The sequence below is a fragment of the Comamonas testosteroni genome (assembly GCF_030505195.1).
GTDB lineage: Bacteria > Pseudomonadota > Gammaproteobacteria > Burkholderiales > Burkholderiaceae_C > Comamonas > Comamonas testosteroni_G.
This window is the reverse complement of record NZ_CP129672.1, coordinates 2,957,383-2,971,432: the sequence shown is the minus strand read 5'-3', so window position 1 is coordinate 2,971,432 and position 14,050 is coordinate 2,957,383. Positions and strand designations below refer to the sequence as shown.

12 protein-coding genes, 2 tRNA genes and 1 rRNA gene are annotated in these 14,050 nt (G+C 59.8%); 3 read left to right on the top strand and 12 right to left on the bottom strand.

From position 1 onward, the window contains the following. Positions 1–177: 177 nt before the first annotated feature. From QYQ99_RS13635 to QYQ99_RS13625, 3 genes are all read right to left on the bottom strand, one after another. A tRNA-Ala gene (locus tag QYQ99_RS13635) sits at positions 178–253 on the bottom strand. A gap of 28 nt (positions 254–281) precedes the next feature. Next, positions 282–358, bottom strand: a tRNA-Ile gene (locus QYQ99_RS13630). Positions 359–448: 90 nt separating this feature from the next. Further along, positions 449–1,981 (bottom strand): 16S ribosomal RNA (locus tag QYQ99_RS13625). A gap of 468 nt (positions 1,982–2,449) precedes the next feature. Between QYQ99_RS13625 and QYQ99_RS13620 the strand changes: the two genes are divergently transcribed. Next, positions 2,450–4,336, top strand: coding sequence for an ATP-binding cassette domain-containing protein (locus tag QYQ99_RS13620; RefSeq protein WP_302088683.1), 1,887 nt, complete (start codon positions 2,450–2,452; stop codon positions 4,334–4,336). Between the two features lie 112 nt (positions 4,337–4,448). Here the strand turns inward: QYQ99_RS13620 and QYQ99_RS13615 are convergent, their stop codons facing one another. Genes QYQ99_RS13615 through QYQ99_RS13585 form a run of 7 tightly spaced genes read right to left on the bottom strand, consistent with a single transcriptional unit; the run spans position 4,449 to position 10,865 of the window. Next, positions 4,449–5,564 (bottom strand): protein-glutamate methylesterase/protein-glutamine glutaminase, encoded by a 1,116-nt coding sequence (locus tag QYQ99_RS13615; protein ID WP_302088682.1) that lies wholly within the window; start codon positions 5,562–5,564, stop codon positions 4,449–4,451. A 13-nt stretch (positions 5,565–5,577) separates the two neighbouring features. Further along, positions 5,578–6,309, bottom strand: coding sequence for a chemoreceptor glutamine deamidase CheD (gene cheD, locus QYQ99_RS13610; RefSeq protein WP_012836880.1), 732 nt, complete (start codon positions 6,307–6,309; stop codon positions 5,578–5,580). Between the two features lie 24 nt (positions 6,310–6,333). Beyond that, positions 6,334–7,248 carry a CheR family methyltransferase gene (locus tag QYQ99_RS13605; protein ID WP_302088681.1) on the bottom strand — a complete coding sequence of 305 codons (915 nt, stop codon included), beginning with the start codon at positions 7,246–7,248 and terminating at the stop codon, positions 6,334–6,336. Positions 7,249–7,265: 17 nt separating this feature from the next. Beyond that, the gene (locus QYQ99_RS13600) at positions 7,266–7,754 is read right to left on the bottom strand and encodes a chemotaxis protein CheW (RefSeq protein WP_003077929.1); all 489 of its coding nucleotides are present in this window, start codon (positions 7,752–7,754) and stop codon (positions 7,266–7,268) included. Between the two features lie 34 nt (positions 7,755–7,788). After that, positions 7,789–9,978, bottom strand: a complete 2,190-nt coding sequence (locus QYQ99_RS13595; RefSeq protein ID WP_302088680.1) for a chemotaxis protein CheW — start codon at positions 9,976–9,978, stop codon at positions 7,789–7,791. Between the two features lie 32 nt (positions 9,979–10,010). Further along, positions 10,011–10,373 (bottom strand): response regulator, encoded by a 363-nt coding sequence (locus QYQ99_RS13590; protein WP_302088679.1) that lies wholly within the window; start codon positions 10,371–10,373, stop codon positions 10,011–10,013. A gap of 42 nt (positions 10,374–10,415) precedes the next feature. Further along, positions 10,416–10,865: a hypothetical protein gene (locus QYQ99_RS13585; protein WP_003065446.1), complete on the bottom strand. Its 450-nt coding sequence runs from the start codon at positions 10,863–10,865 to the stop codon at positions 10,416–10,418. A gap of 113 nt (positions 10,866–10,978) precedes the next feature. Between QYQ99_RS13585 and QYQ99_RS13580 the strand changes: the two genes are divergently transcribed. Continuing rightward, on the top strand, positions 10,979–12,100 hold the full coding sequence (locus tag QYQ99_RS13580) for a hybrid sensor histidine kinase/response regulator (protein WP_302088678.1): 1,122 nt from the start codon (positions 10,979–10,981) through the stop codon (positions 12,098–12,100). Positions 12,101–12,155: 55 nt separating this feature from the next. Continuing rightward, positions 12,156–12,794 carry a response regulator gene (locus QYQ99_RS13575; protein ID WP_301444783.1) on the top strand — a complete coding sequence of 213 codons (639 nt, stop codon included), beginning with the start codon at positions 12,156–12,158 and terminating at the stop codon, positions 12,792–12,794. A gap of 139 nt (positions 12,795–12,933) precedes the next feature. Here QYQ99_RS13575 and fliR read toward each other — a convergent pair whose 3' ends face one another. Together fliR and fliQ are read right to left on the bottom strand one after the other, a co-directional pair. Further along, positions 12,934–13,698 carry a flagellar biosynthetic protein FliR gene (gene fliR, locus QYQ99_RS13570; protein WP_302088677.1) on the bottom strand — a complete coding sequence of 255 codons (765 nt, stop codon included), beginning with the start codon at positions 13,696–13,698 and terminating at the stop codon, positions 12,934–12,936. Then, positions 13,695–13,964 (bottom strand): flagellar biosynthesis protein FliQ, encoded by a 270-nt coding sequence (gene fliQ, locus QYQ99_RS13565; protein ID WP_302088676.1) that lies wholly within the window; start codon positions 13,962–13,964, stop codon positions 13,695–13,697. Before fliQ ends, fliR begins: the two co-directional genes overlap by 4 nt. Between the last annotated feature and the right edge of the window lie 86 nt (positions 13,965–14,050).

The window sequence follows — 14,050 nt, the reverse complement described above, 5'->3', positions numbered from 1 at the left end:
TTCGACTCTATGAATTTTTAAAGAACAGCCTATTGATCAAAGATCAATATAAAAGCAGTCTGGTGCAGACTGCTTTTATATTGAATTTGGTTTTTTCGCTTTTACTCTGCTTCCGATCCGCTTGCGCTTCACATCTGCCGAGCCAACGATTATAGCACCTTTCGGCGCTATCATTTTTGGTGGAGGATGACGGGATCGAACCGACGACCCCCTGCTTGCAAAGCAGGTGCTCTCCCAGCTGAGCTAATCCCCCGGGATCCTCTGACCAGATATTGGAATCTTGGTGGGTCTAGTTGGGCTCGAACCAACGACCCCTGCGTTATCAACACAGTGCTCTAACCAGCTGAGCTACAGACCCATTCCATGCAGCCTACTGTTTAGCAGGCCACCTGGCTTGTTCCAACAACCGATAAGTGTGGACGTTCAATTTGAAGCAGCATTTTTCCAGAAAGGAGGTGATCCAGCCGCACCTTCCGATACGGCTACCTTGTTACGACTTCACCCCAGTCACGAACCCCGCCGTGGTAAGCGCCCTCCTTGCGGTTAGGCTACCTACTTCTGGCGAGACCCGCTCCCATGGTGTGACGGGCGGTGTGTACAAGACCCGGGAACGTATTCACCGTGACATTCTGATCCACGATTACTAGCGATTCCGACTTCACGCAGTCGAGTTGCAGACTGCGATCCGGACTACGACTGGCTTTATGGGATTAGCTCCCCCTCGCGGGTTGGCAACCCTTTGTACCAGCCATTGTATGACGTGTGTAGCCCCACCTATAAGGGCCATGAGGACTTGACGTCATCCCCACCTTCCTCCGGTTTGTCACCGGCAGTCCCATTAGAGTGCTCAACTGAATGTAGCAACTAATGGCAAGGGTTGCGCTCGTTGCGGGACTTAACCCAACATCTCACGACACGAGCTGACGACAGCCATGCAGCACCTGTGTGCAGGTTCTCTTTCGAGCACCAAACCATCTCTGGTAAGTTCCTGCCATGTCAAAGGTGGGTAAGGTTTTTCGCGTTGCATCGAATTAAACCACATCATCCACCGCTTGTGCGGGTCCCCGTCAATTCCTTTGAGTTTCAACCTTGCGGCCGTACTCCCCAGGCGGTCAACTTCACGCGTTAGCTTCGTTACTGAGTCAGTTAAGACCCAACAACCAGTTGACATCGTTTAGGGCGTGGACTACCAGGGTATCTAATCCTGTTTGCTCCCCACGCTTTCGTGCATGAGCGTCAGTGCAGGCCCAGGGGATTGCCTTCGCCATCGGTGTTCCTCCGCATATCTACGCATTTCACTGCTACACGCGGAATTCCATCCCCCTCTGCCGCACTCTAGCTTTGCAGTCACAATGGCAGTTCCCAGGTTGAGCCCGGGGATTTCACCACTGTCTTACAAAACCGCCTGCGCACGCTTTACGCCCAGTAATTCCGATTAACGCTTGCACCCTACGTATTACCGCGGCTGCTGGCACGTAGTTAGCCGGTGCTTATTCTTACGGTACCGTCATGACCCGGGGGTATTAGCCCCAGGCTTTTCGTTCCGTACAAAAGCAGTTTACAACCCGAGGGCCTTCATCCTGCACGCGGCATTGCTGGATCAGGCTTTCGCCCATTGTCCAAAATTCCCCACTGCTGCCTCCCGTAGGAGTCTGGGCCGTGTCTCAGTCCCAGTGTGGCTGGTCGTCCTCTCAGACCAGCTACAGATCGCAGGCTTGGTAAGCTTTTACCCCACCAACTACCTAATCTGCCATCAGCCGCTCTAGTAGCACAAGGCCCGAAGGTCCCCTGCTTTCATCCGTAGATCTCATGCGGTATTAGCTACTCTTTCGAGTAGTTATCCCCCACTACTAGGCACGTTCCGATGTATTACTCACCCGTTCGCCACTCGTCAGCATCCGAAGACCTGTTACCGTTCGACTTGCATGTGTAAAGCATGCCGCCAGCGTTCAATCTGAGCCAGGATCAAACTCTATAGTTCGATCTTGAATTTAAAGTCTTTCGACTGCTCACTCACTTGACGGAATCAAGAAGAATAAATTCTTCCTCATTACTGTTTTTGTGAGCGCTTGATAACTCCGAAGAGTTTGTTCCGAAGAACTGGCTGCTTGCCCTCAAACGCCCACGCTTATCGGCTGTATTTTTTTAATGAACCGAGTGCAAAACCAAAAAACTTGATCTTGGATCTCGTTGCTTGCTGCGATCAGCGAAGCCTTGTAGTGTATCACAACTTTCGAGGCGCTGCACAAGAACTTTTGAAGTTTTGCGAGGCAGTCGTTTGCTGCGATGGATCGAACTATAGCATAGGAAAAACCCTAGCCACGCCGCTTCTGACACAAAAGATTCATCTGCCAGCGTGGTCTTTGCCTGGGCTGTGTCCTTAGACAGAGATAGAGACAGCGGCCTTACGGCCGCTGTCTCTATGGCGGCCAACGATAATGCTGGCACGATGGCACTGATTACTTTGTTAGACGCTCAATTGGCGTTCGGGCACGTGGCTCTTTTAGACCACGCAAATTTTTCCCTGGAAACTGGCGAGCGCGTCGGCCTGATCGGCCGCAACGGCGCCGGCAAGTCTTCGCTGCTCAAGATTCTGGGCGGCCTGGCAAAGGCCGATGACGGCCAGCTCCAGGTGCAGAACGGGGTCCGCATCACCTATGTGGCGCAGGAGCCCGATCTGAACCCTGCGCACACCATTTTCGAGTCGGCATCTGACGGCATTGCGGCGGTGATTGCGATTCGTGAGCGCTATCTGGCCGGCGGCGAGGGCGAGGATCTGGACGAGCTGCAGACGCAGATCGAGTCCTATGACGCCTGGAACTGGGAGCAGCGCGTAGAGGAAACATTGCAGCGCCTGCATCTGGACCCGAATGCCCTGGTAGGCAGCTTGTCCGGTGGCACCCGCAAGCGCGTGGCGCTGGCCCAGGCTCTGGTGGCCCGCCCCGATGTCCTGCTGCTCGACGAGCCGACCAACCACCTGGACCTGGACTCCATCGAGTGGCTGGAGGAGTTGTTGATTGCCTTCAAGGGCAGCGTGATCACGATCACCCACGACCGCAGCTTTCTGGACCGTATTGCCACCCGCATCGTGGAACTGGATCGGGGCGTTCTGCGCACTTACCCGGGCAACTTCTCCCAGTACGTGCTGCAAAAGGAAGAGCAGCTCAACCAAGAAGCCGTCATCAACGCCAAGGCGGACAAGCTGCTGGCCCAGGAAGAGGTCTGGATTCGCAAGGGCGTGGAAGCCCGTCGCACCCGCAGCCAGAGCCGCATCAGCCGTCTGCAGGAATTGCGTGCCAACCATGCCCAGCGCCGTGATGTCCTGGGCAGCGTGAACATGGATATCGCATCCGGCAAGGGTGACGGCTATCAGGGCAAGATCGTGGCCGAGCTGACCGATGTCAGCAAGTCCTTTGGCGAGAAGAAGATCGTCGAAGGGTTCAGCGGCACCATTTTGCGCGGTGACAAGGTTGGCTTGCTGGGCCCCAATGGCGCAGGCAAGACAACACTGCTGAAGATGATTCTGGGCGAGCTGGCTCCGGACAGCGGTCAGGTGCGCCTGGGCGGCAATCTGCAGGTGGCCTACTTTGACCAGATGCGCCATCAGGTGAATCTGGATGCCACGCTGGAGGACTTCATCAGCCCCGGCAGCGAGTGGATCGAGATCGGCAGCCAGAAAAAGCATGTCAAGAGCTATCTGGCGGACTTTCTGTTCTCTCCGGCGCGTGCGCATTCCCCGGTCCGATCGCTGTCTGGCGGTGAGCGCAACCGCTTGCTGCTGGCCCGCCTGTTTGCGCGACCGGCCAATGTCCTGGTACTGGACGAGCCGACCAACGACCTGGACATCGAGACGCTGGACATGCTGGAAGACCTGCTGCAAAGCTATGACGGCACGGTCTTTCTGGTCAGCCACGACCGCACGTTCCTCGACAACGTGGTCACCAGCACGATCGCCTGGGAAGGCCCCGGCCACTGGCGTGAATACGAAGGTGGCGTGACGGACTGGATGGAGCAGTCGCGCCGCAGCAAGGCCATGGCCGAAGCCGCGCAGACCAGGTCCGCCCCCAAGGAGGAACCCAAGCCCGTCGCAAGCCGCACCGAAGCTGCGGCCAGCTCCAAGAAGAAGCTCAGCTACAAGGATCAGCGCGAGCTGGAAGCCCTGCCGGCCACGATTGCCGCCCTGGAGGCCGAGCAAAAGCAGATCCAGCAAGCGCTGGCCGACGGTAGCCTGTTTGCCAGCGACAACGCCAAGGCCGTTGCCATGCACCAGCGCGACGCGGAAATCGATGAAGCGCTGATGGAGGCGCTGGAGCGCTGGACCTCGCTGTCCGCATAATCAAGCCTTCAAATAAAAGAGCGCCTTGCCCCTGTCAGCTCTTGATTTCAAAGCTCTACAAGCCTGAAATCTTTACCTGACAAGCGCAAGGCGCTCTCTTTTTTATGCAACCTCAGATACGGTGGTGCACCTGATCCGAGCTACCGCGCAGCTTGGTCAGCAGGGCATGGGCGATTTGCGGCAGTGGCAGCACCTCGTCGGCCGCACCATGGGCAATGGCTTCGCGGGGCATGCCGAAGACGATGCAGGTGCTCTCGTCCTGCACCAGGTTGTAGCTGCCGGCATCACGCATCTCGCGCATGGCGGTGGCACCATCGGCACCCATGCCGGTGAGCATGATGCCGTAGGCATTGCGCCCGGCGCTGGCGGACACGGACTTGAACAGCACCTCGACCGAGGGCTTGTGGCGGTTGACAGGCGGCGCATCATCGACCACGGCCACATAGTTGGCGCCGCTGCGCGTGATGGAGAAATGCTTGCCGCCGGGTGCGATATAGGCGTGACCGGGCAGCAAGCGTTCGCCGTGCGTGGCCTCCTTGACCGTCATCTGGCACAGGCTGTTGAGGCGCGCCGCAAAACTGGTGGTGAAGCCAGGGGGCATGTGCTGGGTGATGACGATGGCCGGGCAGTCGGCCGGCAAATGCGTGAGCACTTCACGGATCGCCTCGGTGCCACCTGTGGAAGCGCCGATGGCGATGATTTTTTCGGTCGAGATGCGGCCCAGCAGGCTGGGTGCCGCCGGCGCACGGGGCGCAGCAGGCTTGGCACCCGCACTCGCTGCCGCTGCCACGCCATGCGGCACCACCGGCAGGCGATGCACCTGGGCCACGGCAGCCACGCGGATCTTGTCCACGATCTGGCTGGCCAGCTCCTGCAGGCCGTTGGCCACACCGACGCGGGGCTTGGCCACAAAATCGATGGCGCCCAACTCCAGGGCGCGCATGGTGACTTCGGCACCGCGTTCGGTCAGCGTGGAGATCATCACCACCGGCATGGGACGCAGGCGCATGAGCCGCCCGAGGAAATCGATGCCGTCCATGCGGGGCATTTCCACATCCAGCGTGATCACGTCGGGGTTCAGATCGCGGATCATTTCACGAGCAATCAACGGATCATTGGCCGAGCCGATGCACTCCATGTCATGCTGGCGGTTGATGATCTCGGCCAGAAGACTGCGCACCAGCGCAGAATCGTCCACCACGATCACCCGGATTTTTGGCTTTAACAACGCTCAACCTTCCTCAAAACAGATCCACCGAGCCGCCCGCTGTATTGCGTGCCACCGCAGCCGCGTTGCCGCGAGTGATTTCCTGCTGCACCAATGCCTCAGGATGGGCGTGTGCCAGGCGCTTGACCATGGCCTTGCCCGTGGATGGAAAAAACACCACCTTGCGCGGATAGATGTCCAGCACGTCCTCGGAGACGATGGGAATGCGCTCGGTTTGCAGATACTCTGTCACAAAACTGGTGTTGCGCTCGCCCACATTCATGGTCGTGAAATTGGCCATGACCTGGGCGCCGCCAAAAATCTTGGCCTGCATGGATTCGCGCCGCGCCCCCAGCTTGAGCATTTCGTTGATCAGCAGCTCCATGGCGTAGGAGCCATAGCGCCCCGAGACATCGCTGCTGTCGCCGTCGGGCAGCATGAAGTGGTTCATGCCGCCGATGCGCATGAAGCGATCCCAGAGACAGGCGGCGATGCAGGAGCCCAGCACGGTGACGATGGCCATCTCGTCGCGCGAGACAAAATACTCGCCCGGCAGCACCTTGGCCGAATTGAGCTGGAAGTGCGGGTCGTAATAGAAGAACGAGGCCTCGCCGGGCTGGCGCGGCTGGCGCTTGAGCTGCTCCAGCGATGAAACCGGCGCCGGCATGGCAGGATCAGGATAGCCCTGGGGCACGAAGCTGTTGCCGCGCAGGGGTCTGGCAGCGCCAGCACCTGGCAGATCCAGCGGAGAGCTCAGATTCCTCATGACTTGCGGCCCTGCCCTTCAGCTTCATTGGCGCTCATAGACGGTCTTGCCCTTGAGCGCGAACAGATCGCGCGAATCGCTGAAGTTCTCGGCATGACCGACGAACAGCAGCCCACCCGGGCGCATCACCTGATGGATGCGCTCCAGCACGCGACGCTGGGTCGATGCGTCGAAATAAATCATCACATTGCGGCAGAAGACGATGTCGAAGGTCTCCCGGAACGGCCAATCGCCGGCAATGAGGTTGACGTTGAGAAAGTCCACCATGCGGCGCAGCTCCGGCTTGACCCGCACCATGCCGGAGTTGGCCGAGCGCCCGCGCAGAAAAAAGCGGTGCAGCCGCTCGGTGCTCACGCCCTTGAGGTTCTCTGCCCGGTAGACGCCGCGCGAGGCGGTTTCCAGCACGCGCGAGTCGATATCACTGGCCATGAGCTGAAAACTGGCCGAGGCGCCAAGACTCTCCACGGCCGTCATCAGGATGGAATAAGGCTCCTCTCCCGTGGAGGCCGCGCTGCACCACACCTTCCAGCCATTGCCGCCGGGCTTGTGGCTGCGCAGATGCTGAGCCAGGATGTCGAAGTGATGCTGTTCGCGGAAGAACGAGGTCAGATTCGTGGTGAGCGCGTTGACGAATTCCTGCCATTCGGGCCCGTCATTGATGCTCTCCAGCCAATCCAGATAGCTGACAAAGCTCTCATGCCCGGTCTCGCGCAGGCGGCGCGACAAACGGCTATAGACCATGGCGTGCTTGCCATCATGCAAGCTGATGCCGGCACGCTTGTAGATCAGGGCCTGCACACGGGCAAAGTCGCGATTGGACCAGACGAACTCGCGCCCCTGAGCCAGCGGGCCGGACATGCCGCCCGGCAGCGCCTCCTCATCCTGCTCAGGCCTGGCAGGAGAGGCTGCGAATGAAGTATGACGTCCCAGGTTCAGCACACAGACCTCTGGCGCGCTCAGGCTTCGGAGGCCACAAGGCCCATGTCGACATTGCCCATGAGCTTCTCGATGTCCAGCAGGATCAGCATGCGCTCGCCCACCGAACCCAGACCCAGAATGCAGCCACTGTCGATGGCGCTTTCGATATCGGGTGCAGGACGCACGGCATCTGCGGGCAGCTCCATCACATCGCTGACCGAGTCCACCACAATGCCGACCACGCGGTTGCGCAGGTTCAGGATGATGACCACGGTAAAGGCGTTGTACTCCACTTCGGAGCAGTTGAAGCGCAGGCGCATGTCCACGATGGGCACGATGGTGCCGCGCAGATTGACCACGCCCTTGATGAACTCGGGCGCGTTGGCAATGCGCGTGGGCTGCTCGTAGCCGCGGATTTCCTGCACCTTGAGGATGTCGATGCCGTATTCCTCCTCGCCCAGGCGGAAGGTCAGATATTCGCGGGCCCCGGTGGCCACGCCTTCGGCAGTCTTGTTGATGATGTTCATGTCGGCTCTCTCTGCGTTGTTCGGGTTGGCTGCCTCAATGGCGGGTACGGCGCACCAGAGCGCCCGTATCCAGAATCAGCGCCACGGATCCGTCGCCCAAAATGGTGGCACCCGATACATTGGGCACCTTGCGGTAATTGCTTTCCAGGTTCTTCACCACCACCTGGTGCTGGCCCAGCAGCTCGTCGACCAGCAGCGCCACACGGCTGCCTTCGGCCTCGACCACCACCATGATGTTGCTGGTCTGGCTTTCATCGGCGCGCGGCACCTTGAAAGTGCGCTCCAGCGCGATCACCGGCATGTATTCGTCGCGCACCTTGACCAGCTGTGTGCCATTGGCCACGGTGTTGACATCGTCGGCCTTGACCTGGAAGGACTCGACCACCGAGGACAGCGGCAGGATATAGACCTCTTCGCCCACACCGACGGACATGCCGTCCATGATGGCCAGCGTCAGCGGCAGGCGCACCGCCACCTTCATGCCCACGCCGGCAACGGACTCGATCTCCACCGTGCCGCCCAGCGAGGTGATGTTTCGCTTGACCACGTCCATGCCCACGCCGCGGCCTGAGACATCGGTGACCACATCGGCCGTAGAAAAGCCCGGCGCAAAGATCAGCTGCCAGACATCGCTGTCGGGCATGCTGTCGGAGACATCCATGCCGCGCTCGCGAGCCTTGGTCAGAATCCTCTCGCGATTCATGCCCTTGCCGTCGTCGCGCACCTCGATGACGATCGAGCCACCCTGATGGGATGCCGCCAGCGTCAGCGTGCCATGCTCGGACTTGCCTGCAGCAATGCGGTCCTCAGGCATCTCGATGCCGTGGTCCACGCTGTTGCGCACCAGATGGGTCAGCGGATCGGTAATCTTTTCGACCAAACCCTTGTCCAGCTCGGTGGCTTCGCCCAGCGTGACCAGATCGATCTTCTTGCCCAGCTTGCCCGCCAGGTCGCGCAGCATGCGCGGGAAGCGGCTGAACACGGTGGACATGGGAATCATGCGGATCGACATCACGGACTCTTGCAGGTCGCGCGTGTTGCGATCTAGGTCGGCCAGGCCGGCCAGCAGCTGTTGATAGGTCGTCGGATCCAGCCCCTGGCTGTTCTGCGCCAGCATGGCCTGGGTGATGACCAACTCGCCCACCAGATTGATGAGCTGATCCACTTTCTTCACATCCACGCGGATGCTGGTGGACTCCATATGCGCGGCAGCGGCCTTGGGTGCAGCCTTTTGCACCACGCCACCAGCACCGCCAAGCACGGCATGCTCCTGATTTTGCTGGGCATCGGGGCTGCCCGGTGCGCCCGCAAAAAAGCCGTAGGCTTCTTCGGCCGGCAGATTGTGGGGCGGCATGGCGGCTTCTTCATCCACCATGGTTTCCGGCTCGACTACCGGCTCGGCTGCGGACTGCGGCTGGGCGGCATCGCTGATCTGCACCTGCTCCTTGGAGACATGGAAGACAAACAGATCGCGCAGCTCGTCATCGGTGGACACCGTCCTGACCTTGAACAGACGGTGATCGGCCTTGGTGCTGGCCTGGTCCTGAATCGTGCCCAGGCCTGGAATATCGCGAAACAGCTCCTTGATGGCGTCGCCCAGCTCCAGGCGGGACAGCGGGCCGATCTCGATCGTCAGCTCGCGCGCGCCCTCGGGAGGCTCGGTACCGATCACAGGGCCTGGCTCTGCCGCCTGGGCCGGTGCTTGAGCGGGCGTATCCGCCACCACCGCGGCAACAGCGGCAGCTGGCTGTACAGGCTCGGCAGCTGCGGCACTGCGGTTGACCTGGGGGATTTCGGTCAGGCCCTGGGCCAGGGCCTCGATACGCACCACCAGTTCAGCAGTGGAAACCGGCTCACCCTCGTCGCCGGACTGGTGACGTGCCAGCAGGCTGCGGCTGGCGTCTGCCGACTCCAGCAGCACATCGACCATCTCGGGGATGGGCGTGATTTCATGGCGGCGCAAGCGGTCCAGCAGGGATTCCATGCGGTGCGTGAGCTCGGTCACATCCGAGAAGCCGAAGGTCGCCGCACCGCCCTTGATGGAGTGGGCGCAGCGGAAAATACCGTTGAGCTCTTCATCGTTGGCGGCCGAAAGGTCCAGGCTGAGCAGCATCTGCTCCATCTGGTCGAGGTTCTCGCTCGCTTCCTCGAAAAAGATTTGATAGAACTGGCTAAGGTCGAAGTCTGCGCCCGAACCTGCGCCATCCTGGTGTGTATCCGCCATGGTGTTTCCTGCTGTGATTCGTTGTTATCGGCTTAACGCAGCACTTTTTGAATAACTTCGATCAATCGATTGGGATCGAAGGGCTTGACCAGCCAGCCCGTGGCACCTGCGGCCCGGCCCGCCTGCTTCATCAGATCGCTGGATTCCGTCGTCAGTATCAAGATGGGCGTGCCCTTGAATTTCGGATTTTCACGCAGTTTGCGCGTGAGACCGATGCCGTCCAGGCGCGGCATGTTCTGGTCGGCCAGCACCAGATCGATGTTTTGCGTCTGTGCTTTTTCCAGCGCATCCACACCGTCGACGGCTTCCACCACCTTAAAACCAGCACTGCTCAATGTGAAAGACACCATCTTTCGCATCGAGGGGGAATCATCAACAGCCAGAATCGATCGCATGTACAGCTCCAACAGACGGGCAACGGAAAATAGGGTAGAAGTTCAAAACAGCTCCACAGAGCCGGCATCCATCTCGCTTTGCGTGACGGGATTGGGCTTTTCGGGCAGGTTTGGCAGACTGATGGCGGACTCCGCCTCATCCTCGTCCCTACCCATGGCGGCAGCCCCGAGCCTGAAAGCGCAGGCTTGCAAGGTATGTGCCATATGGGCAATCAGCTGAGACGACATATCGTGAAACTGGAGCTCGGTCACCGCCAGCCGTAGCGACTCACGTGCTGTAGCCAGTGCTGCAGAATCGGGCAAGGCAGGCTGCGACAATTGCCCGTTGACTTGCTCAAAGCGCTCCAACAGATTGTGCGTGGCATGGTCCAGCAGCCCTTCAAGACGCTGCAGATCACGCAGCGTGACCAGCAAGGCATCCTGCAGCTCCGCAGCCACCATCACCGGCACGGCAACTGCAGGCACACCCGAAGGGTTTTGCATCGTCTGCATTGTTACTCCAACTGCGTAAAACCACCATGACAGCCCTGCTGCCATGCTCCACGAAATAAACCGCCCGGTAACCCGCCCCGTGACCGCACGGCCACAATTGACGACTACCCACGATGTTCCAAAATGTATCCAATGATAGCGTCCTTGGCGATATGCAATTCCGGAATCAGACCTTGAAAATCCTTCATATTGAAGACTCTGTCGCAGATCAGTCTCTGGCACGCCTGAGCCTCAAGCGCGGGCAGCTGCCCTGCACGCTCACGGCCGTGGACAGTCTGCAGGAGGTACGCAACGCCCTGGAGACACAGGATTTCGACCTGATTTTGGCGGACTATCATCTGCCCGGCTTCACGGCTCTCGACGTCTGGGACCTGGTGAGAACCCGTTCCGATGCCCCCCCTTTTGTGCTGCTGTCGGGCGCCATCGGCGAATCCGCCGCCGTGGACATCATGCGGCTGGGCATCAGCGACTATCTGCTCAAAGACCAGATCAACGGCCTGCCCCATGTCATCAAGCGCGCCATGGAGGTCCACGAGGCGCGGCAAGCCCGCCGTCGCGCCGCATTGCAACTGGCGGAGTCCGAAAAGCGCCTGGCCGAACTGACCGAACATCTGCACACCAGCATCGAGCAGGAGCGCGCCAATATCTCGCGTGAGATTCACGATGACATCGGCGGCTCGCTCACTGCCGTCAAGTTCGATCTGGCCTGGCTGATCCGCAACAGCCCCGAAGGCAAGCAGCGCGAGCATGCCAGATCGGCACTGGAGATGCTGGAGCACGCACTGGGTGCCAGCCAACGCATCATGCAAAACCTGCGCCCGCCCGTTCTGGACCAGGGACTGGTGGCTGCCGTGCAATGGCTGGCCCAGGACTTCGAGCGCCGCACAGGCATACCCGCCCAGTTGCACACCAGCCGTGAGCATATGGAAATAGCACCCGCGCAACAGGTGGTGGTCTACCGTACGGCACAGGAATCCTTGACCAATATCAGCAAATACGCTCAAGCCAGCCACGTGAAGCTGGATTTGTCCGACCACGAGGGTTTTTTGACACTGGAAGTAACAGATAACGGGGTAGGCCTGAGCCAGGATGATCGCAACAAGCCGCAGTCTTTCGGACTTCGAGGACTAAGTGAGCGTGCACGAACAATTCAAGGCTGGCTGGATGTAAGCAGCCACACAGGCCTAGGAACCTCTATCATTCTCACCATTCCTCTGGCAGAGATCCAGGCATGAGCCGCCCAACCAAGCGCTTGCCCGGTCCGCCATCTGACTTCCTGGGAGAGCGACCTTGATTCACGTGGTGCTGTGCGACGACCATGCCATTTTGCGCCGGGGCATACGCGACACCCTGGCGGAGGCGACGGACATCAGCGTCACCGCGGAAGCCGGCAGCTATGCCGAACTGCGTGAGCAACTGCGCGACGCAACTTGCGATGTGCTGCTGCTGGACATCAATATGCCGGGCCGCAGCGGCCTGGAAGTGCTGGCCAGCGTGCGCGAAACGCATCCGCAGATCCGCGTCATCATGGTCTCCATGTACCCCGAAGACCAGTACGCCTTGCGCAGCATCAAGGCCGGCGCGGCCGGCTATGCCAACAAGGCGGGGGATCCGGTGCTGCTGATCGATGCCGTACGCACCGTCCACAGCGGGCGCAAATACCTGACTGCCGAAGTGGCCCAGATGCTGGCCGAGAGCCTGGCCCAGCCTGCCGCCCCCGTGCCGCATGAAACCCTGTCCGAGCGCGAGATGCAGACGCTGCTGAAAATTGCCAGCGGTCAGCGCCAGACCGATATTGCGCAGGAGTTGATGCTCAGCCCCAAGACGGTGAGCGTGTACCGTGCACGGGTGCTGGAGAAGCTGGGCATGGGCAGCAACGCGGAGCTGACCGCATATGCCATCAAGAACGGACTGATTGATACGCCCTGAAGCGCGCGGCAGGCGATGCGCGGCCTGGCTATCTCTGGCTTGCGCGCCCGCATAGAGGCAGCGTTTCCGTTCAAGACCAAAAACGAACCTATCCGTTTACTGCAAATCGCATAAAGCTATCAAATAGATAGCATTCACACTAAACTCCGAAGACTGCCATGCCTTTTTGCAGCAACGCCACCAGGGGCTGCTCCAGCAAGGGCAGAGTCGCAGTCAGTCCCAGCAGACCCACAGTCAAGGTGACAGGAAAGCCCACGGCATAGATATTCATCTGCGGCGCGACACGGGAGATGATGCCCAGCACCAGATTGACGAACATCAGCATGGCAATCATGGGCAGGGCAATCCAGAAAGCGCTGGCAAAAACGGCGCTGCCCATCTCATGGATCCGCATCTGAGAGATGGCCTGCAGAAAGTTGCCATCGACGGGAAAGGCCTCAAAGCTCTTGAGAACCGCCATCAGTACCAGCAGATGGCCGTTGATGACGATGAACAGCAAGGTGGCGATCTGCACCATGAAGCGCGCCACGGCACTGAGCTGGGCATTGCTGGTCGGATCGAAGAAAGACGCGAAGTTCAAGCCCATCTGCAGACCCACCACTTCACCGGCGACTTCGATGGCCGCCATCACCAGGCGCACGGCAAAGCCCACGGACAGACCGACCACCACCTGCTGCACCAGAGTGCCCAGCGCCTGGGCCGAGGCAATGCTGACCACCGTCTGCTCGCCCAGCACGGGCTGCGCGCAAAGCGCAACCAGAAAAGCCAGCCCTACCTTGAGTCGCGTGGGAATGGCTTTCTGAGAAAACACAGGCGCCGTGGTGAACAGCGCCAGCACGCGCACAAACGGCCAGATCAGCGGCGAGAGCCAGGCGGCGATCTGGGCTTCGCTAAAGGAAATCATCCCACCGAACCTGGAATGCTCTCTATGGTGCGACGAATGAAATCCACCAGCGTGGACAGCATCCACGGTCCCGCCACGGCAAACACCAGCATGGCAGCGATGAGCTTGGGCACAAAGGCCAGCGTGGCCTCATGCACCTGGGTCACGGCCTGAAAGACGCTCACCAGCAGGCCCACGCCCATGACCACGCCCAGCACAGGCATGGAGATCATGAGCAGCAAGGTCAGCGCCTCGCGGCCAAAGGTCAGAACAAATTGAGAGGTCATTGTTTTTCTCCCCACATTAGCGACAGGATTAAACGCACTTGAAACTAGCGCAACCTAAGTGAGAGGCATTAAGCAAGAGCCGCCTC